The sequence below is a fragment of the Terriglobus sp. RCC_193 genome (genome assembly GCF_041355105.1).
Taxonomy (GTDB): Bacteria; Acidobacteriota; Terriglobia; order Terriglobales; family Acidobacteriaceae; genus Terriglobus.
On the sequence record NZ_JBFUPK010000002.1, the window covers coordinates 739,187 to 764,555 of the forward strand.

At 57.7% G+C, this 25,369-nt stretch carries 27 protein-coding genes and 1 pseudogene; 15 read left to right on the top strand and 13 right to left on the bottom strand.

Annotation, left to right across the window (positions count from 1 at the left end; translation table 11 throughout):
* The first annotated feature begins 43 nt into the window (after positions 1–43).
* From efp to AB6729_RS11850, 5 genes and pseudogenes are all read left to right on the top strand, one after another.
* Entirely contained in the window at positions 44–604 is a 561-nt protein-coding gene (gene efp / locus AB6729_RS11830; protein ID WP_371081824.1) for an elongation factor P, read from the top strand.
* 5 nt (positions 605–609) lie between these two features.
* On the top strand, positions 610–1,023 hold the full coding sequence (locus AB6729_RS11835) for a HEPN domain-containing protein (RefSeq protein WP_371081825.1): 414 nt from the start codon (positions 610–612) through the stop codon (positions 1,021–1,023).
* The gene (locus AB6729_RS11840; RefSeq protein ID WP_371081826.1) at positions 1,002–1,394 is read left to right on the top strand and encodes a hypothetical protein; all 393 of its coding nucleotides are present in this window, start codon (positions 1,002–1,004) and stop codon (positions 1,392–1,394) included. The genes AB6729_RS11835 and AB6729_RS11840 overlap by 22 nt, the downstream gene beginning before the upstream one ends.
* A 53-nt stretch (positions 1,395–1,447) precedes the next feature.
* Positions 1,448–2,293, top strand: coding sequence for a TIGR03435 family protein (locus AB6729_RS11845; protein WP_371081827.1), 846 nt, complete (start codon positions 1,448–1,450; stop codon positions 2,291–2,293).
* 61 nt (positions 2,294–2,354) lie between these two features.
* A pseudogene (locus AB6729_RS11850) lies at positions 2,355–3,123 on the top strand (IS5 family transposase).
* Between the two features lie 66 nt (positions 3,124–3,189).
* On the opposite strand, the gene hisS reads toward AB6729_RS11850, so the two are convergent.
* Positions 3,190–4,527, bottom strand: coding sequence for a histidine--tRNA ligase (hisS, locus tag AB6729_RS11855; protein WP_371081828.1), 1,338 nt, complete (start codon positions 4,525–4,527; stop codon positions 3,190–3,192).
* 278 nt (positions 4,528–4,805) lie between these two features.
* Here hisS and AB6729_RS11860 point away from each other — a divergent pair, with 278 nt between their 5' ends.
* The 4 genes from AB6729_RS11860 to AB6729_RS11875 all read left to right on the top strand — a co-directional run bounded on the left by AB6729_RS11860 (position 4,806) and on the right by AB6729_RS11875 (position 8,512).
* Positions 4,806–5,822, top strand: a complete 1,017-nt coding sequence (locus tag AB6729_RS11860; protein ID WP_371081829.1) for a hypothetical protein — start codon at positions 4,806–4,808, stop codon at positions 5,820–5,822.
* 353 nt (positions 5,823–6,175) lie between these two features.
* The gene (locus tag AB6729_RS11865; protein ID WP_371081830.1) at positions 6,176–6,775 is read left to right on the top strand and encodes a hypothetical protein; all 600 of its coding nucleotides are present in this window, start codon (positions 6,176–6,178) and stop codon (positions 6,773–6,775) included.
* Positions 6,776–6,797: 22 nt separating this feature from the next.
* Positions 6,798–7,886: a sensor histidine kinase gene (locus AB6729_RS11870; protein ID WP_371081831.1), complete on the top strand. Its 1,089-nt coding sequence runs from the start codon at positions 6,798–6,800 to the stop codon at positions 7,884–7,886.
* Positions 7,887–7,909: 23 nt separating this feature from the next.
* Positions 7,910–8,512, top strand: coding sequence for a response regulator transcription factor (locus AB6729_RS11875; protein WP_371082619.1), 603 nt, complete (start codon positions 7,910–7,912; stop codon positions 8,510–8,512).
* Positions 8,513–8,601: 89 nt separating this feature from the next.
* Here AB6729_RS11875 and AB6729_RS11880 read toward each other — a convergent pair whose 3' ends face one another.
* From AB6729_RS11880 to AB6729_RS11890, 3 genes are all read right to left on the bottom strand, one after another.
* The gene (locus tag AB6729_RS11880) at positions 8,602–9,162 is read right to left on the bottom strand and encodes a peroxiredoxin (RefSeq protein ID WP_371081832.1); all 561 of its coding nucleotides are present in this window, start codon (positions 9,160–9,162) and stop codon (positions 8,602–8,604) included.
* A 346-nt stretch (positions 9,163–9,508) separates the two neighbouring features.
* Entirely contained in the window at positions 9,509–10,363 is an 855-nt protein-coding gene (locus AB6729_RS11885) for an LpxI family protein (RefSeq protein ID WP_371081833.1), read from the bottom strand.
* On the bottom strand, positions 10,360–11,478 hold the full coding sequence (locus tag AB6729_RS11890; protein WP_371081834.1) for a LirA/MavJ family T4SS effector: 1,119 nt from the start codon (positions 11,476–11,478) through the stop codon (positions 10,360–10,362). Before AB6729_RS11890 ends, AB6729_RS11885 begins: the two co-directional genes overlap by 4 nt.
* Before the next feature lie 29 nt (positions 11,479–11,507).
* On the opposite strand from AB6729_RS11890, the gene AB6729_RS11895 reads away from it, so the two are divergent.
* Genes AB6729_RS11895 through AB6729_RS11905 form a run of 3 tightly spaced genes read left to right on the top strand, consistent with a single transcriptional unit; the run spans position 11,508 to position 13,133 of the window.
* Positions 11,508–12,209: a hypothetical protein gene (locus AB6729_RS11895; RefSeq protein WP_371081835.1), complete on the top strand. Its 702-nt coding sequence runs from the start codon at positions 11,508–11,510 to the stop codon at positions 12,207–12,209.
* Positions 12,210–12,248: 39 nt separating this feature from the next.
* On the top strand, positions 12,249–12,662 hold the full coding sequence (locus AB6729_RS11900; RefSeq protein WP_371081836.1) for an antitoxin Xre/MbcA/ParS toxin-binding domain-containing protein: 414 nt from the start codon (positions 12,249–12,251) through the stop codon (positions 12,660–12,662).
* Between the two features lie 3 nt (positions 12,663–12,665).
* Positions 12,666–13,133: an RES family NAD+ phosphorylase gene (locus AB6729_RS11905; RefSeq protein WP_371081837.1), complete on the top strand. Its 468-nt coding sequence runs from the start codon at positions 12,666–12,668 to the stop codon at positions 13,131–13,133.
* Positions 13,134–13,177: 44 nt separating this feature from the next.
* Here AB6729_RS11905 and AB6729_RS11910 read toward each other — a convergent pair whose 3' ends face one another.
* The 8 genes from AB6729_RS11910 to AB6729_RS11945 all read right to left on the bottom strand — a co-directional run bounded on the left by AB6729_RS11910 (position 13,178) and on the right by AB6729_RS11945 (position 18,360).
* Positions 13,178–13,600, bottom strand: a complete 423-nt coding sequence (locus AB6729_RS11910; protein ID WP_371081838.1) for an EamA family transporter — start codon at positions 13,598–13,600, stop codon at positions 13,178–13,180.
* 44 nt (positions 13,601–13,644) lie between these two features.
* Entirely contained in the window at positions 13,645–14,430 is a 786-nt protein-coding gene (gene lpxA, locus AB6729_RS11915; protein WP_371081839.1) for an acyl-ACP--UDP-N-acetylglucosamine O-acyltransferase, read from the bottom strand.
* A gap of 5 nt (positions 14,431–14,435) precedes the next feature.
* On the bottom strand, positions 14,436–14,972 hold the full coding sequence (gene fabZ / locus AB6729_RS11920; protein WP_371081840.1) for a 3-hydroxyacyl-ACP dehydratase FabZ: 537 nt from the start codon (positions 14,970–14,972) through the stop codon (positions 14,436–14,438).
* Between the two features lie 30 nt (positions 14,973–15,002).
* Entirely contained in the window at positions 15,003–15,557 is a 555-nt protein-coding gene (locus tag AB6729_RS11925; RefSeq protein ID WP_371081841.1) for a DUF4232 domain-containing protein, read from the bottom strand.
* A gap of 212 nt (positions 15,558–15,769) precedes the next feature.
* The gene (locus AB6729_RS11930; RefSeq protein ID WP_371081842.1) at positions 15,770–16,651 is read right to left on the bottom strand and encodes a hypothetical protein; all 882 of its coding nucleotides are present in this window, start codon (positions 16,649–16,651) and stop codon (positions 15,770–15,772) included.
* 20 nt (positions 16,652–16,671) lie between these two features.
* Positions 16,672–17,160, bottom strand: a complete 489-nt coding sequence (locus AB6729_RS11935) for a type II toxin-antitoxin system HigA family antitoxin (protein WP_371081843.1) — start codon at positions 17,158–17,160, stop codon at positions 16,672–16,674.
* 35 nt (positions 17,161–17,195) lie between these two features.
* A complete protein-coding gene (locus AB6729_RS11940) occupies positions 17,196–17,531 on the bottom strand; it encodes a type II toxin-antitoxin system HigB family toxin (RefSeq protein ID WP_371081844.1) in 336 nt (111 codons plus the stop codon).
* 34 nt (positions 17,532–17,565) lie between these two features.
* Positions 17,566–18,360: an SDR family NAD(P)-dependent oxidoreductase gene (locus AB6729_RS11945; protein WP_371081845.1), complete on the bottom strand. Its 795-nt coding sequence runs from the start codon at positions 18,358–18,360 to the stop codon at positions 17,566–17,568.
* Between the two features lie 84 nt (positions 18,361–18,444).
* Between AB6729_RS11945 and AB6729_RS11950 the strand changes: the two genes are divergently transcribed.
* The gene (locus AB6729_RS11950) at positions 18,445–19,296 is read left to right on the top strand and encodes a BRO family protein (protein ID WP_371081846.1); all 852 of its coding nucleotides are present in this window, start codon (positions 18,445–18,447) and stop codon (positions 19,294–19,296) included.
* 6 nt (positions 19,297–19,302) lie between these two features.
* Here AB6729_RS11950 and AB6729_RS11955 read toward each other — a convergent pair whose 3' ends face one another.
* A complete protein-coding gene (locus AB6729_RS11955) occupies positions 19,303–21,792 on the bottom strand; it encodes an LPS-assembly protein LptD (RefSeq protein ID WP_371081847.1) in 2,490 nt (829 codons plus the stop codon).
* Between the two features lie 166 nt (positions 21,793–21,958).
* On the opposite strand from AB6729_RS11955, the gene AB6729_RS11960 reads away from it, so the two are divergent.
* The gene (locus tag AB6729_RS11960) at positions 21,959–23,326 is read left to right on the top strand and encodes an RDD family protein (protein ID WP_371081848.1); all 1,368 of its coding nucleotides are present in this window, start codon (positions 21,959–21,961) and stop codon (positions 23,324–23,326) included.
* Between the two features lie 26 nt (positions 23,327–23,352).
* Positions 23,353–25,275, top strand: a complete 1,923-nt coding sequence (locus AB6729_RS11965; RefSeq protein ID WP_371081849.1) for an ArnT family glycosyltransferase — start codon at positions 23,353–23,355, stop codon at positions 25,273–25,275.
* Positions 25,276–25,369: the final 94 nt, after the last annotated feature.

Sequence of the window (25,369 nt, forward strand, 5' to 3'; positions counted from 1 at the left end):
CATATTCCCACCAGTTCAAGGCAAGACATTAGGAGTTTTCACCATGGCGATTCCCGCCACACAAATGCGCCCCGGCATGGTCATCAAGCACAACGAGAAGCTGCACTCGGTCTTCTCTGTTGAGCACCGCACCCCCGGCAACCTTCGCGCCTTCATCCAGGCAAAGCTGCGCAACCTGGAATCGGGTGCCATGTTTGAGCACCGCTTCCGCTCCGGCGACGCGATCGACCGCGTGATCGTGGACGATGTGGAGATGGAGTTCCTGTACCAGGACGGCGAAGAGTACGTTTTCATGGACATGAGCAACTACGAACAGACGTCGCTGGGTCGTGACATCCTGGGCGATGCTGTGGACTACATGCTGCCAAACATCAAGGTGGACATCAGCTTTATCGACGGCAAGCCGGTGGGTGTGGAACTGCCCAACGTGGTGGAGATGACGGTTGTAGAGACGGAGCCGGGCATCAAGTCCGCAACTGCGTCGTCCGTCACCAAGCCTGCCAAGACCGAAACCGGCCTGGTGGTGCAGGTGCCGCCGTTCATCAACGAAGGCGAGAAGATCCGCATCGACACGGCAGAAGGCGCATACATGAGCCGCGCGTAAGCATCATGACACGTTCCGATTTTCAGCTACTTGCCGAGTTGCGCCTTCAGGAGGCGCAACTTCTGCTTTCTGTGGGAAGTTATAGTGGCGCTTATTATCTCGCCGGTTATGTTGTGGAATGCGCTTTGAAAGCTTGCATTGCGAAATCAACTCAGGCGTATGATTTTCCTGACAGGAAGCGAACGAACGATTCGTACAGTCACGATGTTGCCTCGCTTTTGAAAACTGCTGGTCTGGAATCGGCGCTTAAGTATGCGAGACAGGACAAGCCGGGACTGGGCACGCGTTGGGAGATTGCGCGGGAGTGGAATGAGGGTAGCCGCTACCGAATCTGGCAAAAGGCCGACGCTGCGTTTCTATTGGAAGCGGTTGATAATTCTCAGGAAGGAGTGCTTGCATGGCTGAAACAACACTGGTAGGGTTCGATGTTGCATCGGGCGAAAAAGTTTTGGACGGTCTTCGCGAAGCTGGTGTCCGCATTGCTGTCGCTCTTTGGGCCAAAACCAGTGACTATGATGAACCGCGGCTTTTCATCGCTTCTCCGGATTTCAACTCTGCATCGAAGCTCGAGGCATATACCCGTGTGGATCGCGCAATCCAGTCGAAGTTCGTTTGGTCTGCACCTAACATCATGGTTCTTCCGATGACTGATCCAATGATCGTTGTACTGCAACGGCTGTTTGGCAGTACCCGTAGCGTGTCAGGTATGCGTCTTGGCGGCCAGATGATCGGCAATCGCTATCTTGAGGATGCATACGTCTATCAAATTGAGAACGCGAAGGCTGCCTGAATCTTCTTAAGTGGCATGGGGCTGACATGCAAGGTTCCACTGTGAAGAAGTCCATGATTCGTGCTGCGTTCATGGTCGCGTTCTCAGTTTTGTGTTGTTCGGCGTTCGCGCAATCGATAAAACCGACGCCGCCCGGCGGTGAACCGCTGCAATGGATGGCGGTTTCCATTCACCAGATGGATCCCGCGCATGAGAACAATGCGTCTGCTAACGATCAGCCGAACGGTATCTCCGAACGCGGTGCGCCGCTGGCTTCGCTGATCTCGCAGGCCTATAACTTCGGCATCATGCCCATGCGCGACGACGAGATTATGGGGCTGCCGAGTTGGGCGAAGTCCGCACGATACGACGTGGACGCACGTGTCGCCCCGGAAGATGTGCCTGCCTTCAAAAAACTCTCGGGGATGTCCACCTCCGATACCATTACCGCGTTCTCAACCCGCACTTACACCGGCGAGATGCTGATGGAGCAGGCGCTGTTGACCGAACGCTTTCATTTGAAGATGCATTGGGAGAAGGGCGAGCGCAACGTTTACATGCTGACCGCAGCCAAGGGCGGCGCTCGTTTGAAGCCAACCGCGTCTGATCCGAATCATGGCAGCATCTCCTTTTCGTCTGGACGCATTACCAGCAAGGCGGTGCCGGTGGTGTTCTTCGCATCCATCCTTGAGATGCCGGCAGACCGCAAGATTGTGGATAAGACAGGGTTGACCGGATCGTATGACATGGACCTGCACTTCTCCTCGTCGAACCTGAGTGCTAACACCGGCGACGCCAACAACAACGATCCGGATTTCTTCACCGCATTGCAGGAACAGCTTGGACTGAAGCTGCAGCCAGCGAAGATGGAGATTCCGATTCTTGTGGTGGATCACATCGATCCGCCTACGGATAACTAGGGCGTATCGACATATTCACTTACGCCGGTGTGCGGCGATTTGTTGCAGTGGGTGGATGGGAGTGTTGCGTTACGAACTAAGCGAAGCGCAGTGGCGGCGGATTGAGCCATTGCTGCCTGGTCGAGCCGGTTTGGTGGGACGTCCTGCGGAAGACAACCGGCGATTCGTGAACGGTGTGTTGTGGGTGATTCGTTCTGGGATGCGCTGGGCCGATCTTCCCGAGCGTTACGGCAAGTACAAGAGCGTGCACAAGCGGTTCGTGCGCTGGGCGCGGGCGGGTGTGTGGGACCGTATCTTCGCCGACTTAGTGCGTGACCGGCAGAACCCTTACCTGATGCTGGATTCGACCATCGTCAAGGCTCACCAGCAAGCGGCCACGGGCCGCAAAAAAGGGGCGACAAGGCTCTGGGGCGAAGCCGAGGCGGTCTGACGACCAAGGTGCATCTGCTGGTCAACGGCGAAGGCGAGCCACTGGAGTTTCGCCTCTCCCCAGGTCAACGCAGCGATTACACCGAGGCCATTGCTCTGCTCGGCCAACGCAGGGTACAGGCAGTCATCGCCGATCGAGGATATGACAGCCAGGCCATCGTTGAGCATGCCCAACGGATGGGGCAACGGTCGTCATCCCCTCCAAAATCAATCGCCGACGACAACGCCTCCACGACCCCAACCTCTATAGGCTTCGCAACCGCATCGAGCGCTGCTTCAACCAACTCAAACAGTTCCGCAGATTCGCCACCCGATACTGCAAATACGCCGTGTCCTTCGCCGCCACAGTTGCCCTCGCCTGCTCATGGTTACATCTCAAACAATTTGTCGATACAGCCTAGCCACAAAGGAAAAAGGGCACGGATGCATCCGTGCCCTTTGTTGTTTCTCTTTGGGGAGTGGCTAGCTCAGGCTTTGAGTGCAGCCGCCAACTCTGCAAAGGCAACTTTGCTTTGCGCGCCGTCTGCAAACTGCTTCACCGTGGCAATGCTGGTAGTCACTTCGTCTTCGCCCAGGATGACGATGCTGCGGGCAATGCGGTCTGCATTCTCGAAGCTCTTCTTCAGACGGAAGTTGCCGTCGCCCACTTCCACTTCCAGACCGGCGGCGCGCAACGTGCGTGCCAGTGCCAGTGCTGCAGGATTCTGTGCCGTGGACAACGGGGCAATGTATGCGTCGATCTTTGTTGCAGCTGGTTCGCCTTCCGCAATCGCACGCGACTCTTCCAGTGCCTGCAGCGTCAGAATGAGGCGGTCTTCACCAATCGCGAAGCCGATGCCGGGAGCCTTGGGGCCGCCAAGCATTTCGCTCAGGCCGTCATAACGTCCGCCGCCCAGCAGCGCGTTCTGTGTGCCGAGGCCAAGGTCGACGGTGAACTCGAACGTGGTGCGCGTGTAGTAATCCAGACCACGAACGAGTCGCGGATTCACTTCGTAGGGAACGCCGCAGGCATCCAGCGCGGCCCTCACCTGTTGGAAGTGTTCCGTGGAGGCGTCGTCGAGGTAGTCGGCAATCTTCGGCAGCGCGTTGATGATCTCCTGGTCGGCCTCGTCCTTGCTGTCCAGTACGCGCAGTGGATTGGTCTCCGCGCGGCGTTGATTGTCCGGGCACATCTTGTCCTTCACCGGCACCAGGGCTTCACGCAGCGCGGCAATGTAGCGCGGACGATCCGTCGACGAGCCAACGGAGTTCAGATGCAGCTTCCATCCCTTGTATTCGTTCGCAGCAGAGGCACGTGGGATGCCGAGTTCATTCAGCAGCGTCGCCAGCATCTCCAGCACTTCCGCATCGCGCAGAGCGGATTCGCTGCCAGATGATGCAGGGCCGATGACCTCAGCGCCAATCTGAAAGAACTGACGATAGCGTCCCTTCTGTGGACGCTCGCGGCGGAACATGGGGCCGATGTAGTACAGCTTCTGCAGTTGGCCGGTGTCGCCCAGCTTGTGTTCAATGTAGGCGCGGACCACGCCTGCGGTGTTCTCCGGACGCAGTGTGAGCGACTGTGCCTTCTCGCTGGCAGCGCGTGCGCGGTCTTCCCACGTGTACATCTCTTTGCTGACGATGTCGGTTTCTTCACCCACGCCGCGTGCAAACAGTTCCGTTGCTTCCAGCACGGGCGTGCGTATTTCACCAAAGTTGTAGCGGGCAAAGACGGCGCGGACAGTGCTTTCCACGCGGTTCCACAAAGCAGTTTCAGGGGGAAGCAGATCGCGTGTGCCGCGGATTGCTTTCACGATAGAGGCCATAGTGATTAGTTTATCGGAGCCCGTCCTGCGCGATTTTTGCAGAAAGACATGGCCGCTCTCGCATGTCATGTCGGTGCTTGGGTCGACGAAGAAAGAGGGGCGCGTACCAGAGCGGTATCAAAATCTGCTCATCAATGAAAACTTCTTCTTGCTATTGCACCAGCCACGGTGCACCATATTGCTGTGTTCGCATCCGATGTGTTTTCATTGGCCACCTGCAACACGCATAAAGAAGATGTTGCATCCTATCCAACATCGGTAGCGGAGGTTTGTGGACCATGATGTCTGATGATGATCTGAAGTACTATGCAGCGGCGCACGACGACTACGAGCCTGAGCTCGACGGCGATGAAGAAGATGACTTCGACGACGACGAAGAGGACGAAGAAGACGAAGTGACCACCACCTCGGATGATGATGACCGCACGTTGGACGACGAGGAAGATGACATAGACGACGAGCCGGACACGGACGATGACACCGACAGTGAAGGTGCCGACCGTCTTCTCCGCAGCGAGCATCATGCGGAACAGGCAACGCTGAAGGCATCGCCTTCGTCGCAGGGGAATCCCTACACACCCGCAGAGAGTGAATCGGTAGAGCCGGAAAAGAATGTAGCTGAGACCTCGGTTGCGGTTTCGCTGAGCTCTGCAAAGCCTGCTGCGAAGAAGGCTGTTGCGAAGAAAGCGGCGAAGAAGGCTCCGGCAAAGAAGTCTGCCGTGAAGAAAGCCGCGCCTCCCGCAGCGAAGAAAGCAGCAAAGAAGGCCGCTAAGAAAGCAGCCAAGAAAGCAGCCAAGAAAGCGGCGAAGAAGGCCGCAAAGAAGTCTCCCCCACCCGCAGCAAAGAAGGCAGCCAAAAAAGTAGTAAAGAAGGCCGCGAAGAAAGCAGCGAAAAAGGTGGCGGTGAAAAAGTCAGCACCCGCAAAGAAGACCACGGCAAAGAAAGCTACCGCAAAGAAGGCGGTAGTGAAGAAGGCTGTGGCGAAGAAAGTAGCGGGAGCAAAGAAGTCTGCCACGAAATCGTCAGTGACGAAACGTGGCGGCAACGTCGCCAGTAAGAAGGCGACGAAATCCAACCAGCGAGGAAAAACCTTGGCAACCAAGAAGGCTCCTGCAAAGAAGGCCGCGGCAAAGAAGACTGCCGTGAAGAAGGCTCCGGCGAAGAAGGCCGTAGCGAAGAAGGTCGTAGCGAAGAAGGCTCCGGCAAAGAAGGCAGCAGCGAAGAAGACTGTTGCAAAGAAGGCCGCGAAGAAGACTGTCGCAAAGAAGGCCGCAAAGAAGACCGCAAAGAAGTAGTTCGCTACTTCTCCTAACCGCAGACGGGTAACCGGCTGCACGTAGTTAAGGCAAGCAAAAAGGCCCGGCTCCTCCCTATGAGGCTCCGGGCCTTTTTGCGTCTGTACTTCGTACCGTTCTCGACGCGCTTTGCGCGTGTTGTCGACTGGAATGAACTCTGTGGCTTGCCCGTCCTTCTGCATTGTCATTCGGACGGGGAGGAAATCGATAAGCACTCCAGAAGCAAGCAACCGATGACATTTGTCATGTTCAGGTGTTGGCGAAGTTCACTACTGCGTACCCAGTTTTCCAACCAGTATGGATACAGCCCAGGGATGGGTCGTAAAAATATCCGATTGGACAGGAGCACGTATATGGAACTCGTGAGTGCAATTCCCTCATCTTCAGCGGGCAGCGCAGGCTGGTTGAAAGGCCGTGTGATCGGCGCGCTGATCTGTGGTTTCTTTGGAGCCATCTGGATGTTCGAAGCGGTTTATCTGGGAGGCATGGCCAGACCTGTCTGGCTACCGCTCATCTGGATAGCTACACTTGGATTCATCATCTGGCCCGTTGTCCGGCTTCGGTCCTTTTCTCCTCAGCCTCGCTCTTCCGCCGAGGGAGAACGCTGGGCTTCCGTTTCAAAGACTTACTGGGGGATCGTTGCCATTGAATGGGGGCTATGTGCCGGAGCGGCCAATTGGTTAGGGCACACTCACCGCTATCAATTGATCCCGGTATTCCTCGGAGCCATCATCGGAATCCACTTTCTTCCTCTTGCGAAGCTGTTTCGGGTGCCGATCTACTATGTGACTGGATTCGTGATGACGTTCGGGGTTTTGGCTACCGTGTTGATTCCGAATCCTCATGTTCGCAATATCGCGGCATATAGTGTGAACGGTCTTACGTTGTGGGCAACTGCTGCTGTGATTCTGTGGCAGGACTGGTCTCAGAGAAACGAAAGTGAAAGCCATTAACCGGTCGATTCAAAGGAACACGATGCGCCTGCTGCCTCCGAACGTGGAGCTCGGTTGGACTCCCTATATCTGGTTGATCTATCTTGGATTCTTTTTTATCCACCCCATTCTGGACCGTGTGGGATGGGAGACGTGGTTGGCGACGGCCCTGGGAACCGCTGTCTTCCTGGTGCTCTACTTCAGGGGATACTGGCTCCGGGACCGGCGGTGTCTGTGGATTATCGCTGCCATTGCCCTGATGGGTGTGGGGTTCGCGCCATTCAATGCGGGAGCATCCGTCTTCATCATTTACGCTGCCGCTTTCGTGGCGTTTACGGGTGACTCAAAATTTGCAGCGAAGCTGCTGGTAGCGCTTGTCGCGGTTGTCGGAGTAGAAACATTCGTTTTTCACCTGAGTCCCTGGTTCTGGATTACGGGTTCGCTGCTTTCCATTGCCATTGGCTCCGCCAACATCCATTTCGTTCAGAGGAGCCAGGCCAATCGGCAACTGCGCCTTGCGCAAGAGGAGATCGAGCAGCTGGCACGGTTAGCCGAGCGGGAGCGGATTGCGCGGGACCTGCATGATGTGCTGGGACACACGCTTTCACTCGTCATTCTGAAATCGGAGCTGGCATCGAAGCTGATCCTGCGTGATCCGAAACGCGCAGGAGAGGAAATCCACGACGTGGAGCAGATTTCGCGAAAGGCCCTTGCGGAGGTGCGTCATGCGATCAGCGGGTATCGCGCCGGAGGGCTGGAGGAAGAACTGGCCCGGGCGAATGCAATTCTGCGAACTGCGGGGATTGCTACAGAATGTCTGTCGCTGCCGATGACCTTATCGCCGACGCAGGAAACCGTCCTGGCACTCGCGATGCGAGAGGCGGTAACGAATGTTGTAAGACATTCCCATGCGCGAAACTGCCGCTTGAGAATTGAGCAACTGGATGCCTGTTGCCTGCTGGAGATTCAGGATGATGGTCATGGCGGACAACAGATCGAAGGGAATGGCGTGCGTGGAATGCGTGAGCGTGTGGAAGCATTGGGAGGCACATTGCGGCGCGAAATAGGAGCGGGGACCAGGCTCATCATTAAGGTGCCATTGACTACTGGCTCTAGGAGCGGACTCGTATGAATAACACCGCGGGAAGAGAGAAGATGATCCGGGTTGTGCTGGCTGAAGATCAAGGGATGGTGCTGGGAGCGCTCGCGGCATTGCTGGAGATTGAAGGAGACATCCTTGTCGCAGGCCAGGCACGCGATGGCAAAGCGGCTCTTGACGCTGTGACAGAACACAAGCCGGATGTTCTCATCACCGACATTGAAATGCCAGAGATGAGCGGTCTTGAAGTTGCGGCAGAGCTAAAGCGGCAGCGCTCAACGACCCGAACCATTATCCTCACAACGTTTTCGCGCGCGGGTTATTTGCGCCGCGCACTGGATGCAGGGGCGCTTGGATACCTGTTGAAGGACAGGCCGTCGAAAGAGCTGGCGAATGCAGTACGTCGTGTCCATAGGGGTTTGCGAGTCATCGATCCGGAGTTGGCCGCGGAAGCATGGAGTGGCCCCGATCCCCTGACGGACCGAGAGCGGCAGGTCGTTCGTCTGGCGGGCGATGGTGCTTCCGGTTCTGAGATTTCACACAAACTCGGTCTGTCCGAAGGGACTGTTCGGAACTATCTCTCGGAAGCCATCAGCAAATTAGGTGCGAATAATCGCATCGACGCGGCGCGGATTGCGCGCCTGAAAGGATGGCTCTGAAGCCATCCATGCCTTCCTGATGGATGCAACACCGAAAAGAGCGGGCCAAAGGCCCGCTCTTTATCCAGATGCAATGTTGAAATGGTGTCTTAGGACTTTGCCTTTTTCGCTTCATCAATGGCGGCGAGAACTTCTTCGCTATGGTTCTGCACCTTCACGTCAGGCCATACCTTTACGATCTTGCCCTTGGGCGAGATGAGGAAAGTGACGCGCTTGGCGAAATGGTTCGGGCCAGCGGCCACGACGGGAACACCATACTCATCCACCACCTTGTGCTCAGGATCGGCGAGCAGCTTGAAGGTCAGGTTTTCCTTGGTGCAGAAGGCCTTGTGGCTGTCGGCCGTATCCAGGCTCACACCCAGAACCGCAGCGTTGGCCTTGTCATACTGCGCCTGATCGCGCTGGAAATTGTGCGCTTCAATGGTGCAGCCCTGCGTCTGGTCCTTCGGATAGAAGTACAGCACCACCCACTTGCCCTTGTACTGGTTGAGGCTTACCTGTTTGTCTTCCTGCGAGGGAAGAGTGAAGTTCGGGGCAGCCGTGCCCGTTTCCAACAGACCAGCGGCAGCGGCGGCCATTGCCATCCGTGCCGTTCCTGCCACCGCCAATGCGGCTACCAACACCATGGACCATAATCCTGCACGCTGCATATACATCTCCCTTGAGTTCTTCCGGTGACAGTATGACTCAGCACGAACGCAATCGGCTGCAGAAAATTGTCTGACTGGGTGGTGAAGATGCGTCACGTTTCGCTGGCCCCGCCGTCAGGAACGAAGCTCGTCATCCTGAGCGAAGCCTGACGCAGTCGAAGAATCCGCTTTCTTCTGAGCCCACTGCAATGCCCCAGGAAGCATTTTTGCGGTTGTGGAGGGATGCTACGTTCCCAGCGAAATCCTCGTGGAGGAAAGAAATGCAGGTCCTTCGACTTCGCTCAGGATGACGGCCTTTGGCCGTAAGAGCTTTGCCGGGATACAGGAATGACCTGTGTCTCTGAAGCTACTCGCCTACTATGCAGATTCCTGCTTCATCCGCTTCACGCAGCATGTTCTCTTCGTCAAACAGCAGCGTTCGCCCGGCCTCCACGGCCAGGCAGGTAGCTCCCGCGGCCTGCATTGCACGGATGGTGGGTACACCCACCACCGGAACGTCAAAACGAAGATCCTGCCTTGGTTTGGCGACCTTTACCACGGTCAGCGAACGCGCCAGTGTGGAGGCATCGTCTTCCAGCGAACCCATCAGTGCACCGGCGCGGGCAATGCAGGCGTCTGTGCCCTCCATGGCTTCCACCGCAACGCACGCACCTGCGGCAATGACGACTGTCTGCCCAAGATCAAACCCTGCAATGCCGCGTGCCACGGTCAGGCCGTAGGCTATGTCGTTGCGCTCCGTTTCGTTTGGTGTGCGCTGGCTCAGGACACCTTGTTTTGCCAGCATGGGCTCCAGGTAGGCTGTGGAACTGACCAGCTCAATGCCTTCATCGCTGAGAACTTTGGCAATCGCACCCAGAAGCATGTCCGTGTTGCGTGTGCGCAGGCTCATCAGCAGCTTGGCCAGCCGCCAATCCGGACGGATGGCAGAGAATATCTGCTTGTGGCGCACCTGCCCGGCCATCACGGCGTTGTGCACGCCTGCTTTCTGGAAGGTGTCGATCAGTTTCGACAGCTCCCCCAGGCTCATCCAGTGGACTTCCATGCCGCTGTCGTTTGCGGCGCGCGTGTCCATTTCCGGGTCGGTCTCTTCCTTGATGGCGGCGACTACGACATGCAGTCCGCGTGCGCGTGCGGCTTCGAGCAGAAGAAAGGGAAAGCGTCCGTTGCCAGCAATGAGTCCAAGCCTGTCCGATGCGTTCACTGAGGCAAGCCCTTTGAACTTTGCTTCGTCTTCTCGTACGCATCAATGATCGCCATCATATCGGTAGTATCCAGCGTATCTGACGATTGCCAACGTCGCAGCTTTACCTCCTGCGGATCGGGCTCAGGCTGGCTCAGTCGACGCATGATTCTTCCATTGTGTTCCATCACAATTTCCCCCGGCGCCCATCGATTGGATGCCAGGTAATTCAGAATGTTGACTGTCTCACCCACCTCCTCCTGCCATGCATTCAGGTCTACGTCCTGCATGGTTTGAATACCGCGCATGTGCAGGTAGTAGGGCTCCCAAAGCCTTTCGATATTGCTGTTGAAGACGCTATTTTTCTGGTCGACAGGAGTGTCCTTTGGGATACTTTTGTGGGCGGCATTAAGAATCTTGATGAACGTGTCTCGAAAGGGCGCAGCCTTTTCGACCAACTTTCCTTTGAGTAACTCGCCGCCCTTCTTCGCTGCATACTCCACCTCGTTGGGCGAAGTGCAGTTCGGCGTACCTGAGGCGTCAAACAGCCTTCCCCACAGGTTCAGGTCTTTTGCTTCGTTCTCACCCATGCTGCAGAAAAGATCGTATGCTCCGTGGTCCCAGCCTGATGCCCGCGCCAACGTGAAATCGTTTGTTACCCAGGCCATCAGAACATGCCACTGCAGTCGATGCGCATAGATGCCATGATTCAGCCCCGCACCAACGTCCTTCCACATCATTCCGCGCTCGATCATGGCATAAAACTCATTTGCGGGCAGAATGCCGATGGGAATAACATCGGTCTGCGGAAACCAGCAGAGCGACTCGAAGTACTTCAAGGTATAGGACAATCCCTTTTCCGCCGACATGCCTGCAATGAGCGCATTCAGTTTCTTAAATTTCTGTGATGTAAGCGCTTCACTGGAAAGTATGGTTAGCATGCGTATGTAGTCGTTCTTATAGCCATGCATGTCGCCATTATTCTGTCGCTTTAGAAGATCGCCCGGCGAAAGCGGCAGCTGCAGTCCTAGAACCCTTGCTTCAAGAATGTCGTAGCAGTCGTTGCATACAAGGATGGCGCCTTTCAGCCGAAGGGGCGAACTGCCGATGCAACTGACTCGGTTACAAAGGGGCATGAGGAATCCTCTTTGGGGAGAGGAGAACAATGAGACGGCCTGCCGGTCGCGCTCGTCTCGCTGCTCTCGGTTACTCTGAGGGCATGCGTATTTCCCCGGCGTGTGCTCTCGTATGTATTGCAATTATTGCTTGTGCCACTCCCGCGGCGACGGCACAGGAGTCCCAGGCCGTTACTACGGTTGAGACATCTCAGGGCTTTCGCGACGCCGCACGGAAGAACTTTGTGGGATACGAAACCAGGTTGAGCACACACTGCCCTGCGGTCACGCCAGACTGGACTAAGGCGACACACAAGATTTATGGAACCCCGATCACCGGTGCTGACGGCCATCTGAGCAATGCAACCTGGGTGGAAAGCGTGCCGGGCACGGCCTGCGGCGAGCATCGGCGGTATCGCGTTCTAGTGACCATCCGCAGCGGCCACGCAGCCGTTGCACCATTGCTGCCGGGCGAAAGCATCGCCACACCGCAGCTTGAAACGGATGCGCAGATGCCGCTGTTGAGAGCAACCGCAGAGTTTGTCCCTAAGGGACAGACCTGCCCGGTGGATGTGCTGGATACGAAACTCGACGGCCCCGTCCCGACCATCGCCCGGGCTGCATGGAACGAAATCTGGACCGTCCGTACCTGCAATCGCACCCTGAACGTGCCCATCCGGTTCGTGCCAGACGTGGTGGGTGAGGGAACCAGCATCCGCATTGAGTCAAAGGCTGTGACCGTAGCGCAGTAAAAGGACATTTTGCCGACGATTTCGTGGCATAATGTCCTTATGGCTCGTGCTGCACAGCGAACGGTCGCCGAACCCCTGATGGATGCTCTTCAGGTAGACATCTCTGCGATTGAGCGGGGACTACCGATTGAGCGTTTGAATGGCTTTGCCACAGCGTCCGGATTTGAGTTGAAAGACCTGCTGGATGTGGTGATTCCGGCGCGGACGCTGAAGCACCGCAAGGCGCGGAAAGAGCCGTTGAGCATGGACGAGTCGGACAAGCTGGCATTGCTGGTCCGCGTGTTCGATTCTGCGGTCCGCATCTGGGGTGATCGGGACAGGGCGCGCTCGTGGTTCCAAAGTCCGAAGCAGCGTTTCGATGGGCGTACTCCCATGCAGATGATGCGAACGGCTTTCGGTGCGTACCTGGTGGAAGAGATGCTGATCCAGATCGACGAAGGCATGTTTGCCTGACGCATGCACCTGTGGCGCATTAGCGACTATCGCAATCTGAGCGGCCGTGGCGGTGTTCGCGCCTCGGGCCGATGGCATACTGCCGGTGAGCCAATTGTGTATCTTGCGGCATCGGCTGCGGCATCGCTACTGGAAGTGCTGGTGCATCTGGAGCTTGTCGATCCGGGATTGCCGCCGGATTACACGCTGCTGCGGATTGAAACGCCGGATGACCTTGCGGTGGAGCCGTTGGTCGAGTCAAACGAAAAGGTCTGGAACGCCGCGCTGCGAACCTCGCGAAAGCTCGGCGATACGTGGCTTGCAAAGAGGCGCACAGCGCTGGCGCGTGTGCCATCGTCTATCGTGCCGCATACCTGGAATTATCTGCTGAACCCGCTACATCCAGATGCAGGCAGGGTGACCATTGCTTCCGCAGAGAAATGCAAATTTGACGCGCGATTGCTGGCTGGACGCAAGGGAACGAATACTTAACCTTTGTGAACCTATCCGAGTGGTCGCGTGTTGATTCGCGGTTTTTACGGCAGAACTGCCAGTACGACTGCCCCGGCAGTGATGAGTCCTGCGCCCAGAACCCTTCCCAGGGAAGGCTGCTCACCTAGGAGTGGCCACGCGAGTAGCAATACGAAGACCACGCTCAACTTGTCGACCGGTGCAACCTTCGAAGCCTCTCCAAGAGAGAGCGCTCGGAAGTAGCAGATCCAGGAGAGGCCTGTTGCGATTCCTGAGAGCGCCAACAGCGCGTATGTCTTCCTGTCGATCGAGGCCAATTCATGCGGACGTCCGAATGCAATTGCAACTGCCCAGGCAAACACGACCACCACAGTCGTTCGGATTGCGGTCGCCAGATTCGGTTCGACGTGCGCAACACCCTTCTTCGCCAGAATCGCTGTCAATGCGGCGAAGAGCGCGGACAATAACGCCCAGAACATCCATCCCATCTTGGACTCTCCTCGCGAACCAATGCGAAGAAGCACTGGCGTGTTTACTTGATGACGCCGCGCTCGCTCCTGGCGATGAACTCTGCCAGATAGGCGACGCGTTCGCCGAACTCGCCGCTGGCAACTTTTTCACGGATGGCTTCGAGTGCTTGTGCCGTATTTAGCTTGCTCACCTGCAGCAGGCGATAGGCCTGGCGAAGCTGCTTGATCTCATCGGGGGTAAAGCCGCGGCGCTCCAGTCCAACTTTGTTGATGCCGAAGGCCTTGTTCTCGCGGCGCACGCTAGTGAGCGAGTAGGGCAGAACGTCCTGTGTGATGGTGGTGCCGCCGCCAATATAGGCGTAGGCGCCGATGGTGCAGAACTGATGCACGGGGGCATTGGCGCTCAGGACGGCATAATCCTCCACCGTGACGTGACCCGCCAGAGTGGAGCCATTGGGAAGGATGCAGCCATTGCCGATCTTTGAGTCGTGGCCGATGTGGACGTAGGCCATGATCAGGCAGCCATCGCCGATCTTCGTTTCGCCGCCACCGCCCACCGTGCCGCGGCTGATAGTCACGCTCTCGCGAATGGTGTTGCCGTTGCCGATGGTCACCTTTGTCGGCTCGTTGTTGTACTTCAGGTCCTGCGGGCTGCAACCGACCGACGCAAACGGAAAGATGCGATTGTCGTCACCCAGGGTCAGGTGGCCGTCCAGCACCACATGGCTTACCAGTTCACAGCGTTCGCCCAGCACCACGTTCGGCCCGACGGTGCAGAAGGGCCCCACGGAGCAGCTCTCCGGAATAACTGCTCCCGGCGCAACGATGCTGGAAGGATGAATGGCCATGCGAGCTAGACCGCAGCCTCGGGAAGCGTCGGACCGTCCTGCTGCGGATTCGATTCGCCAGCAGTTTTTGCCGGAGCGGCAGTCTGCGATGGGCGCGGCACAAGCTGGCACGTCACGGTGGCTTCACAGGCGACCTTGCCATCGACCGTGGCCACGCCCTGCATCTTCACGGCGCGCGAACGCCAGTTCAGTACGGTGACTTCAATCTTCAACTGGTCGCCGGGAACCACCGGCTTGCGGAACTTCGCGCCATCAATGCCGGTGAAGACCATCAGCTTGTTTTCGCGGTCGGGGATTTCGTTCAGCAGCAATGCGCCACCCGCCTGTGCAATGGCCTCAATGATGAGTACGCCAGGCATCAGCGGATAGTCGGGGAAGTGGCCGGTGAACTGCGGCTCGTTGACCGAGACGTTCTTCAGGCAGAGGATGCGCTGCTTCGGTTCGACCTCAAGGACACGGTCAATCAGCAGAAACGGATAGCGGTGCGGCAGCAGCTTCATAATCTGCTGCACATCCATGACGGGGGCGACGATCTCACTCATGACTGTTGTGAGTATAGTTCGCCCGCCCTCTCATGGCTTCGTTACGTCTCCGTGAACGGGCGATTCCTGCGGCTGCAGCCACGGTTCTTCGAAGCGCAGGCCGACGGTGGTGTCGCCGCACATCCTCGATTGCAGCGGTGCGGAGACCTCGCCGTGGTCGAGCTTTACGGTGCCCCTGGCAACATTCGCGCAGGTGTTGTGGTCATAGACTTCGCCTGAAACCCAGCGTAGTGCGGAGCGTGCGGACGTTCCTGGAGCTAATGTCACAGGCGTCAGCACTGGGCCGGGATGCATGCCCTTCGGTGTGTCTGGTTCTGCGTGGATGACCGTGCCATTGGTGTCGAACCATGTGATCTGGGGGCGGCGCGGCGTCGTGCAGGCTTGTGTTCCGGTGTTGGTCAGCACAAGATAGGAGCCGGAATGGGACATGCCGTTGAACTCGCCGTCGGCCGTGTCAAAGGTGAGTTGGATCTGCTGCGGTGTACATGCAGAGGTAATTTTGCCCTGCGCAGGAGATGAGCGCTGCGGTGTTGCCGCGCAACTTGCTATTAGAAACGGAGCCATCAGCGCGATCAGAATTTTCATGCGGGCCTTTCCTCCAGTGGCTTGAGATGCTGGGGATGCATATGGCGACGACCTGCATGAGCATTCCCATGGGTTGAAAGGAGAGCAGGTCCTTCAGCTCCGCTCTGCTTCGTTCAGGATGACGACCTTTGGTCGTACGAGCTTCGCTGAATGCGTAGGGGCTTCACTGATGACGTGCTTGCGCATGAAAATGCCGAGCGTGCTCAACCCACTTAATCCTTGTGCTTGCCGATGGGTGCGTTCGGCGCAAAGAGTGCGGGGTCGACTGGCTTGTAATGAATCTCTTCCACGAAGCGCTGTGCCACCATGTCGCCATTGAAGTAGCGCGTGGTGACGTAGGGCGTGGGAATGCCATCGACGTCGTGCCAGTCGCTGTACTCTTCCACGTCTTCATCAAAGTCCTGATACTTGTCGTTGCGGAACTGGAAAAGACGGCGCAGCGGATAGTGATTGCTCAGCTCAATGTCGACGGTGACAGAGTCGTTGTGCTTGTCGATGAGCGTGACCTCTTCCACTTCGCGCCGCGCTACAACCTTATGTCCGCCGTACACCAGCAGCGTCTGCGGATCGGTCAGCCAGGTGTTGGCAATGGAGTCGATGGAGTAATGAATGCGACGGAAGTAGGCTGCCTGATCTTCCTTGGGGAGCGGCTTGCGCCCGCGATAGGTGACTTCCACGCCTTCGGTGGTTGTCCATATCTGCACGACGTCGCGCTTCTTGGTGAGCTCGATGCGGTCTTCCCACTGGTTGTTGGGCAGGGCGTGGTGGAACTGTACGTATTCACCTACGCCGGTGGGCTCGTTTTTATAGAACGACGAGGTGCGGCCTCGCAGGACGTAGTCGCCACGGCTCAGCCACTTTTGTCCACCCAGCGCGGTGTACATGGTGTTCAGCGCGGCGCGCGCCTTGGCCTGATCAATCTCTTCGCCCGGCTTGGGCTGCGTGACAATGATCTTCTCTTCGCGCTTGTCTTCCTGTTTGGGGGGCAGCGTCAGCACGCGTTCCTGCGTGTGCGCGATCAATGGGAATACGAGGCAGAGGGCAGTGGCCGTTGCGATGAGTTGGTGCCGTGTCTTCTTACTGTCGCGCTGCATCTGTGTCTACCTTCAAGAACCTATGCTGTTCGACGTGCAATCGAGGGAGTTGGGTACTTCGAAAGGGTTTGCTTCATTGATTTCCCATGCCTCTTGGAAGAACGAGTCGGCTGCGCTTCCGGAACAGGAAGAAATGCCCGGATATCCATGTGAAAGCGGGCGGCTAGCGCGCTCGCATTGGCCAGCGTCAGGCTTCTCTTGCCAGCGAGAATCATGGAGATATTGGAAACGGAACCCAATTCGGGTTGCAGATCCTGCTGCCGTAACCCCGCCTTTTCCATCATGTACTTCAGCACATCCTGTGGTGTTGCCTTCGGAATAGCATAACGAGACTCGTAATCTTCAATGAGCAGTGTGAGCAACTCAATGGTCTCCCGTTCTGCCCGAGTGGTTTTACCTTTTGCGGTCAAGACGAAAAGTGCATCTGTATATTCTTCAAGCTCATGCTCGTTATGAATACGACGAGGCGCGCCTTGTTGGATGAGTGAAACGGGGTTTTCAGCGAGCATCGGCTTTTCCGCCTTCCGTGAGACCGTTGCACATTTTATGTCGCAAACGGGTCCCACTTTTTCTTGTCGTTGTACTCTGTATGCCGGAGAAAAGACCGGATGTAAATATGTCCCTGTGTTTCTGGTTCATCTTTGGCATAGTGAATGACGGTGATTAGCCGGTAGCGATTTCCTCGAATATTGAAGACCACATAGCCGTCCACTGCGTCGGCATCGGGAAATATCTGACGAACCTGGTTGAAATTACGCCAGCGCACGGCTTCCACAATGCCGAGCCACGCACTGATCTCTTTCGACGCATCGCGAAAATCTTTTGCCGCTTCCTGAAGCTTCCTTCGGGTGACTACGTGCACCCAGAGAGTGTACTTCACAAATTGTGAAGTGCACAAGAACCAACCTGAACCGTTATCCCGCCAGCACGGCGCCGCCGTTTACGTTGAATATCTCACCTGCCACAAATCCTGCGAGCGGTGTGCACAGGAACAGGATGGGGCCTGCGATCTCTTCCGGCGTGGCGGCACGGCCCAGCGGAATGGCGCTGAACACCTTCTTAGACGCGATTGGATCGGTGAGAGTACTTTCGGACATCTCGGTATGCACCCAACCTGGCGCAACGCAGTTGACGCGAATGTGTTGCGGCGCGAGTTCGGTCGACAGCCCCTTGGTCATGCTGATGAGCGCGCCTTTGGTGGCCGCGTAGTCGGCGTGGAAGGCTTCGCCGCGCTGGCCTGCGGTGGAGCTGACCAGAATCACATGGCCGCGCACACCATCGAGAGTTTCCTGCGATTGCATCTGTGCCACCGATGCGCGAATGAGACCGAAAACGCTGTCCAGATTGATGCCGATGGTGCCGCTCCACTGTGCATCCGTCATGCTGCTGATGGGCGCGTCATACGGCGGCCAGATACCGTGATTCGCGACAAGAATGTTCAATCCACCGAAATGCGTTACGGCAGCTTTTACGAGCGCATCACCGTCTGCGGCAGTGGCAAGCTCCTGACGAATGGCAAAGCACCACTCCGGGCCACCACATTCGTCCTGCAGTGCAAGCGCCTGTGCTTCCGCGGCACGGTAAGAAAACGCAACCTTCGCGCCTGCCTTGCGAAACAGGCGGACAGCAGCCGCGCCAATGCCACGTGAACCGCCGGTGATGAGAGCGACGCGGCCTTCCAATGAGAGCGATATACCTGCATGTTGCATGTGTTCACGCTACACGATGGTTCGTGACAAATGCTTGGTAAGATTCGCCTTTTCATCGCCAGTTGATCCGGTTAGGATGGCCACATGCAACCGGCCTTGTTCGAAGACCAGCCTATCCGTCGTATCTATGACGAGAAGAGCGAAACGTGGTGGTTCTCCGTAGTGGACATCATCAAAGTTCTGACCCAACAGCCTGATACGCGAAGAGCCAGCAACTACTGGAAAGTATTGAAAAACAGATTGAACGCTGAAGGAAGCGAAGTGGTTACAAATTGTAACCAGTTGAAGCTGACTGCCGAGGATGGGAAGCAGCGGCTTACCGATGTGGCGACCGCGGAGATGCTGCTCCGGCTGGTGCAATCGGTTCCCAGTCCGCGCGCCGAACCCATCAAGCAGTGGCTGGCCAGGGTTGGTTTTGAACGGATGCAGGAGCTTGCAGACCCGTCAACTGCGTTGGATCGTGCGCGTGATGTCTGGAAGAAGCAGGGCCGCAGCGAGAAGTGGATCAACCAGCGCATGACCGGCCAGGAGACGCGTAACAAACTGACCGACTACTGGGCAAGTCATGAGGTGAAGGAAAGGCAACAGATGGCCATTCTCACCAACCTGATTCATGAAGAATGGTCTGGCTCCAGCGTGAAGGACCACAAGCAGCTCAAAGGACTGAAGAGCCAGAACCTTCGCGATCACATGACGGAGGCGGAATTGATCTTTACGGCCCTTGCCGAACTATCCACTCGGCAAATCGCGGAAGTTTCAAACGCGACAGGGATACATCAGAACAGCAAAGCAGCGCAGGAGGGTGGTCGTATTGCGAAACGGGCCCGCATTTCCCTTGAGGACAAGACAGGGAAACGGGTTGTCACCGGAGAAAACTTCCTGCCACCGTCCCGTTCGAAAAAGCAACTTCGCTCTTCAGGAAGCAATGAAAAGTGATTGTGCTTAGAACAGTCGTTCTGCGCGGCGCAGATTGCCTGCGGTGCCAATGTTGGCCAGCGTGAAGTTGAAGCGGTAAGCGTTTTCGTTGCGCACGCTGCCCAGTTCGTATTTGCGGTATTCGCCGGAGATGCCGCAGCAGTTCCAGTTGTAGGAAATCTGCGAGGCGGCATACTGCACCTGCGACAGCTTCAGGTCGATGCCTGCATTGGCAGCGATGCTGAGGCCAGGTTTTACAGGCGTTCCGTAACCCAGCAGAATGCGGAGCTGGCTGAAGTCGCTGATCAGGGACGTGGCAGTGCTTCCGCTGCCGGTGTCAGTGGTGAAGCGTCCGGGAGCATAGAGGCGAGCGTGGCTCACTCCACCGAAAAAGCTGCCTTGATGAAAGTCGACGAAGAGGTTGCTCTGGCGCATACGGCCTGCATGCAGGTCATAGGCCGTATCCCACTCCATGTCGATGTGATCGGTGGCGCTGAGTTTCATCTCGCTCACGATGGGCGAGGCGCTGCGATAGTCCGTAAGGAAAGCAATGCCGCTGAGGTCCAGCGTGCTATCCAGAACGTTGCGACGATTCAGCACAAGCACGCCGTTGGGGTTGGCGGTGGTGAGATATCCGCCAAACGTATCGTCGAAGTAGTGGCGCTGCACCAGCTTCCATCGAATGGTTTCGCGGGTGCCGCCACAGTGCGCATCCGTTTCTGCGGGATCTTCGTTGGTGTCGCAGGCGCGTACTTTGGAGGGGCGCAGAAACAGGCGCTGCGTAAATCCATATTCCAGCTCATTGCGATTGGCGACGACGTCTGTATCGTCAAAGCGCAACGTACGAGCGAAGTCTGTAACTCCGCTGGCGTAGCGGTAGTTCATCTCCGGCTCGATGGTGTGGCGCACTTCACGCCCCAACAGCTTGCGGAAAGCACCTGTATTGAAATCTCGTTCCAGAACAGGGAAACGCATCTCCATACCTGCTTCTGTTACGAAGCGGTTGAGTCCGGGCGTGCGCTCCGTCGGCACGGGGCCGGGAAGGGCTGTTGGTGCGCGCGAGTGGGAGTAAAACGTATCGTGCAGGCCGACCGAGGGCCGGAAGCGGAAGCCTGCAAAGCCAAAGGGCATGGCAAGCTGCGGATGAACGTCGTAACGGCTTACCAGGTCCGATGCGAAGCCAGTTTGCGCGGAGGGTGTTCCCTGCGTGCGCTTCAACCCCGCATATTGTGCTGTGGAACTCCAGAGAAATGGCGTGGTGCCAATACGGCGCTCCAGCGAATCCAGATCCAGCACAGGTGCGTGGAAGATGCGGATTTGCTCGCCCGTGCTGACAATTTTCAGACCCTGATAGCGGTCCATTTCCAGGGCCGCCACATAGCCGTTGCGACCGGTGGTGCCGTACAGATACGACTTGATGTCGGATGACACGGCCTGATTGAAGTTGTCTGTGAAGGCTTCGCGATAGATGTAACTGCTGAGGTATTCGGCGTCTGCCGCGACGCGCGTGTGGGGCGCGAAGTCTTTGCGCCCGGAGAAGGCCACGTCCTCACCACCCTGATTCACATAGGTGTTCGTCGTGGTTGTCTTGCCGTTTGTTGTGGTTGTGGTCGCCTGGTAGAAGCCGCGGTCCAGCAGGCCGGAATAGCGTGCGCGCAGGAAGTCTTTGTTGTTGCCCTGCAGTCGGAAGCTGGCGGACTGTTCCCATCCGCGCCGTGAGAAATACTCCGCTCCCACGGTCAGGTCTGCTGAACGGCCCAGTGTCATGTAGAACTGTTCGCCGATCACGATGCCCTTGGTGGTCGAGTTGCCGAAGATGGGAATCATGAAGCCACTCTGGCGCTGTTCGCTGTCGGTGGGGTGCGTGGCGTACGGCAGGAAGAACACCGGGATGTTGTACAGCCGGAAGAGGGTGTTCTTTGCGCGGGCCTTGCCGTCGCGTACCAGGAAGTGCCCGGCGGTAAGCTGCCAGTCCGGATGCGGCAACTGGCAACTGGTGACTGTACCTTCGATAATCTCCATCTGCTGCGGCCCGGTACGGATGACTTCGCGGCCAGTGAACAGGAAGGGATTTTCCGTGGTGTACGTGGTGCCGTGGGTCGACAGCTTCACGCCGATGGAGCCCGACACGTTGTACATGCGGCCGTTTTCCGTATGGATGTTCAGCAGCGCACGTGTGGCCTGCATGCTTTCGCGGCCGCTGTCGGCGGTGATGTGCACGTGGCCTTCAGCTTCCGCGTCGCCGGTGGTCTGGTCATAGCGGACATGGTCGGCCTCCAGGCGATAGTCGCCGTAGGTGACCACCACGTTGCCGTCCAGCAGCAGCATGTTGCCGTTGCGGCTCTGGCGGTCGCTGTCAATGGTGATCTTTTTTGCCGAGGGCTCCGGCACGGGAATGGCTGTGGGAAAACGTTCTACGCCCGGATCCTGCGGTAGATCGCGCTGTTGCGGCGTTGCGGCAGAGGATGTATCGGCAGGGGGTTCCTTGGCAGTTACCTGCTGTGCCGTCGCAGACACTCCAAACGCTGCTGCCAAAGTGATACACCAGCAAATACAGGCTTCGCGCACGGATGCGAAGCCAGGCGGCAACACCCCGGAGCGCGTGCTGGATGTCTGCGTAACGTTCTTCCGGAAAATGGCGTTGCTGCTCACTGAAGTTTCTATTTTACGAAAGTGAGACGCCTTGAGCACCGCGAGCCCCCTCCCCCTGCAGCCGCTACCCGCTGGCACCGTTTCTGAAGAGGAAGCACGCGCCCTCAAGCGTGAGATTGCCAACCGCCTGGCAGAGCATCGTCAGCGCCGCGGCCAGCCTGCGGAAACGCAGTCCTCGCGGCCCGTGGAGACCGCTGCGCCGCGTCATCGTGTTGCGGATTCCGTAGCTGCCCGCTTTGCCCGCTCCGTCTCCTACAGCGATTTCCTGAAGCAGGAGGCAGAAGCCGCCATCCGGCAGGCCGAGGCAGCCGCCGAGGTCGCCCGACGCAATGCAGAGGCCATTGCCGCCGCGCAGCAGCAGCTTCTGGATGAGATTGAGCAGTGGAGTGAGCCAGTTGCGCCGCAGCCGGAAGCCCAGGGACCGGCCGAGATCATCGCCTTTGCCGCGCCGGTGGGGACGGAATCTCCCCTGGGAGTTTCTGAGGCCGTCACCGAAGCCAGGATTGTTGCGGTTGAGGAACCTGTAACCGTAGCGGCCCCGGTGCCGCAGATGGCAGAACCGGTTGCCGTGCCCGTTGTGGTGGAGGCGGTTGTTCCCGCGTCACCGGCGCGTCCGGATTTCGCGCAGCTGTTCACCGCTGCGGTCAATGAGATCCAGGAAAAGCCAGCGACGCTGGCAGAGCGTTTGGGGCTGGCCACTGGGCCGCTGGACTCTGCGGTAGCGCTGCCCACGAACCTGATTGAATTTCCTCGCCAGCTTGTGGCGGCCCGCAAGGCCCGCCCGCGCCTGGCGGAGGGTCCTCTGCGGGACGAGGCGGATGCCGCGCCGGAACGCGCGCAACTTCGCATCTTTGAAGTGGAAGCCAACGCTGTATCTACGGAGCCGGTGGTGGAGAGCGTTCTGCCGGAGTGGCATACCATCCGGCTGGATGTGGATGCACCGATTCGCACGGCAGAGTCTCCGGATGCGCAGATCTCGTTTGCCATGCCGCTGTATGTGGCTCCGGGCAGCCAGCGTGTGATGGCGTTCCTGGTGGACGCCTGCTGTGTGGTGACCGGATTCCTGATGGCGGTGACCGTAGCGGCTTATGCTTCGCCCGTTCTACCCACGGGACTGCCTGCGGTGCTGGCGTCCGCGGCCACGTTGTTTGCCTTTGCCATTGGCTACCAGACGCTGTTCTTTTCATTGAGCGGTACCACGCCGGGGATGCGTTATGCGCGCATAAGCCTGTGCACCTTCAGCGATGAAAACCCTACGCGCAAGGCGATGCTGCATCGCATCTTCGCACTGCTGCTGGCGGGTATGCCGGTGGGGCTGGGACTGCTGTGGGCCTGCATGGATGAAGAAAATCTCGGATGGCACGACCGCATTTCACGAATGTATCCGCGTGGATATTAATGCATTCGCGATAGGCTGAAGGGGTTATGGCGTATGAGCTTACCCCCGCTCGCAATCGCAAATTCCTCGTGCTGTTGTGGCTGTTTTTCTACGCCTCCTTCACGTTGATTGCGCCACCTCTGTTGGACGACGCCGATTCTGTCCATGCAGAAGTGGCACGCGAGATGATTCTGCGCGGCGACCCCGTCACGCTGTATGCCAACGGCATTCGCTACCTGGAAAAAGCGCCTGTCCTGTACTGGTCCATGGCGGCCAGCATGAAGGTGTTCGGAGTGGGAACGGCTGCGGCGCGACTGCCGCTGGCTTTGTTTGTACTGGCGTTATTTCTGCTTACGGAAAGCTTCGCACGCCGCGCCTTTCGCAGTGCGCGCGCGGGTTGCTATGCGGCGATGCTGTTGCTGCTGTGTTTCGGCCTCTTCATCTTCACGCGCATTCTGATACCTGATGCCATCGTGTGTCTTTGGCTTACGGCGTCACTGTATTGCTTCTGGATCACAGAGCAGCAGGGCGAGCGGCCGTGGTATCTGCCTGCCGTTGGATTCGGTGCGGCGTGTGCGCTGAACATTCTTACCAAGGGGCTGATCGGGCTCGTCTTTCCCATCGGCGCCATCGTGTTGTATCTGCTCCTTACGCGCGGATTTGCAGGGACTCTGCGGCGCTTATGGAAGCTGCATCCAGTCACGGCGCTGGTGACGTTCCTGCTGGTGGGCGCGCCGTGGCATATTGCCGCGGGACGCGCGAACCCGACGGAAGGGCATCCGGCAGGATTAACGCATCCCGGCCATATCTTTCCGCTGTTCTGGAAGGGCTGGCGGGTGGGCGAGCCGTCGTATGGCAACGTGCACGGATGGACGTGGTTTTACTTCATGAACGAACATCTGCTGCGCTATCTCAATCTCCGTGTGCCGCGTGACTACGATACGGTTCCGCTGCTGCTGTTCTGGGGATTGCTGCTGGTGTGGATGATGCCGTGGAGCGCGTTTCTGTTCAAGGCCGTCAGCGCAGCGCCGTGGCGTGCGTTTCGTTCACGCAGCGCAGCGCTTTCCTTAAACAGCGAGCAGAAGACGCTGCTGCTGCTAACGATCGCGGCGCTGCTGCCGCTGGTGTTCTTCTCCTTCTCCACACGGCAGGAGTATTACGTGCTGCCATCGCTGCCGTTCTTCGCAATGTTGATTGGTCGCTGGCTTGATCGTGAAGCAACCGAGGCTGAGGAAGAAGTGATTCCGGCAACGCTGGGACAGAGCGGCCAACGCATCGGCACTGTTTTAGTGGTACTCGGAACCGTTGCTTCGCTGGTGTGTGCGTTCTTTCTGGTTCATGCAAAGGAGCCGCCGCCAACGTTTGAATTGTCGAACATGCTGCAACAGAATCCTGGCGACTACGCGCTGTCATTTGGTCACTTTCTCGATCTGAATGCAACCGCAATGGGAGCATTTCGCGATCCATTGACGCTTACGGCGATTGCGCTGCTTGGCGGTACGCTGGCCGCATGGTGGCTGCGAAAGAACTATCGCCCGCATCATGCCAACATCGTGCTCGGCGTTGCTACGGCGATGTTTCTTGTGGCCGCGCATAAGGGATTGCAGACCTTCGCCCCGGTGCTCAGTAGCGAACGGCTGGTGCGAACCATTCAGAAAGACCTTCGCCCGGACGATCTCATTGTTATTAACGGCGAATACGAGTCAGGATCGACGCTCGGTTTTTACCTGCAGCGCGATAACATTCACATCTGGCATGGGCGATCGTCGAACCTTTGGTACGGCTCGTTCTTCACGGACGCTCCCGATATCTTTGAGACCGATGCATCCATGCGCCTGCGCTGGACAGGCGTGCAGCGTATCTTTGTGTGGACAGAGCCGGGTAAGTTGCCCCCATTGCCGGGCAGGACTTACATCGTGGCAGAGGGCGGCGGAAAGCAGATCGTCAGCAACCGCGACACGATTTACTGAGGCGTTGAGTTATTTGCCGTTGCGCTATTTACAGGCCGTCATCCTGAGCGGAGCACGCAGTGCGTAGTCGAAGGACCTGCTTTCTTATCCCTCA

Excerpts from the sequence above, each read along its gene's own strand:
- efp (WP_371081824.1), top strand. The coding sequence starts at position 44 with ATGGCGATTCCCGCCACACAAATGCGCCCCGGCATGGTCATCAAGCAC.
- AB6729_RS11835 (WP_371081825.1), top strand. The coding sequence starts at position 610 with ATGACACGTTCCGATTTTCAGCTACTTGCCGAGTTGCGCCTTCAGGAG.
- AB6729_RS11935 (WP_371081843.1), bottom strand. The coding sequence starts at position 17,160 with ATGCTCGCTGAAAACCCCGTTTCACTCATCCAACAAGGCGCGCCTCGT.
- AB6729_RS11870 (WP_371081831.1), top strand. The coding sequence starts at position 6,798 with ATGCGCCTGCTGCCTCCGAACGTGGAGCTCGGTTGGACTCCCTATATC.
- AB6729_RS11945 (WP_371081845.1), bottom strand. The coding sequence starts at position 18,360 with ATGCAACATGCAGGTATATCGCTCTCATTGGAAGGCCGCGTCGCTCTC.
- AB6729_RS11900 (WP_371081836.1), top strand. The coding sequence starts at position 12,249 with ATGGCTCGTGCTGCACAGCGAACGGTCGCCGAACCCCTGATGGATGCT.
- AB6729_RS11845 (WP_371081827.1), top strand. The coding sequence starts at position 1,448 with ATGATTCGTGCTGCGTTCATGGTCGCGTTCTCAGTTTTGTGTTGTTCG.
- AB6729_RS11875 (WP_371082619.1), top strand. The coding sequence starts at position 7,910 with ATGATCCGGGTTGTGCTGGCTGAAGATCAAGGGATGGTGCTGGGAGCG.
- AB6729_RS11880 (WP_371081832.1), bottom strand. The coding sequence starts at position 9,162 with ATGCAGCGTGCAGGATTATGGTCCATGGTGTTGGTAGCCGCATTGGCG.
- AB6729_RS11910 (WP_371081838.1), bottom strand. The coding sequence starts at position 13,600 with ATGGGATGGATGTTCTGGGCGTTATTGTCCGCGCTCTTCGCCGCATTG.
- AB6729_RS11965 (WP_371081849.1), top strand. The coding sequence starts at position 23,353 with ATGGCGTATGAGCTTACCCCCGCTCGCAATCGCAAATTCCTCGTGCTG.
- AB6729_RS11895 (WP_371081835.1), top strand. The coding sequence starts at position 11,508 with ATGAGACGGCCTGCCGGTCGCGCTCGTCTCGCTGCTCTCGGTTACTCT.
- lpxA (WP_371081839.1), bottom strand. The coding sequence starts at position 14,430 with ATGGCCATTCATCCTTCCAGCATCGTTGCGCCGGGAGCAGTTATTCCG.
- AB6729_RS11840 (WP_371081826.1), top strand. The coding sequence starts at position 1,002 with ATGGCTGAAACAACACTGGTAGGGTTCGATGTTGCATCGGGCGAAAAA.
- AB6729_RS11905 (WP_371081837.1), top strand. The coding sequence starts at position 12,666 with ATGCACCTGTGGCGCATTAGCGACTATCGCAATCTGAGCGGCCGTGGC.
- AB6729_RS11930 (WP_371081842.1), bottom strand. The coding sequence starts at position 16,651 with ATGCAGCGCGACAGTAAGAAGACACGGCACCAACTCATCGCAACGGCC.
- AB6729_RS11890 (WP_371081834.1), bottom strand. The coding sequence starts at position 11,478 with ATGCCCCTTTGTAACCGAGTCAGTTGCATCGGCAGTTCGCCCCTTCGG.
- AB6729_RS11925 (WP_371081841.1), bottom strand. The coding sequence starts at position 15,557 with ATGAAAATTCTGATCGCGCTGATGGCTCCGTTTCTAATAGCAAGTTGC.
- AB6729_RS11950 (WP_371081846.1), top strand. The coding sequence starts at position 18,445 with ATGCAACCGGCCTTGTTCGAAGACCAGCCTATCCGTCGTATCTATGAC.
- AB6729_RS11860 (WP_371081829.1), top strand. The coding sequence starts at position 4,806 with ATGATGTCTGATGATGATCTGAAGTACTATGCAGCGGCGCACGACGAC.
- fabZ (WP_371081840.1), bottom strand. The coding sequence starts at position 14,972 with ATGAGTGAGATCGTCGCCCCCGTCATGGATGTGCAGCAGATTATGAAG.
- AB6729_RS11865 (WP_371081830.1), top strand. The coding sequence starts at position 6,176 with ATGGAACTCGTGAGTGCAATTCCCTCATCTTCAGCGGGCAGCGCAGGC.
- hisS (WP_371081828.1), bottom strand. The coding sequence starts at position 4,527 with ATGGCCTCTATCGTGAAAGCAATCCGCGGCACACGCGATCTGCTTCCC.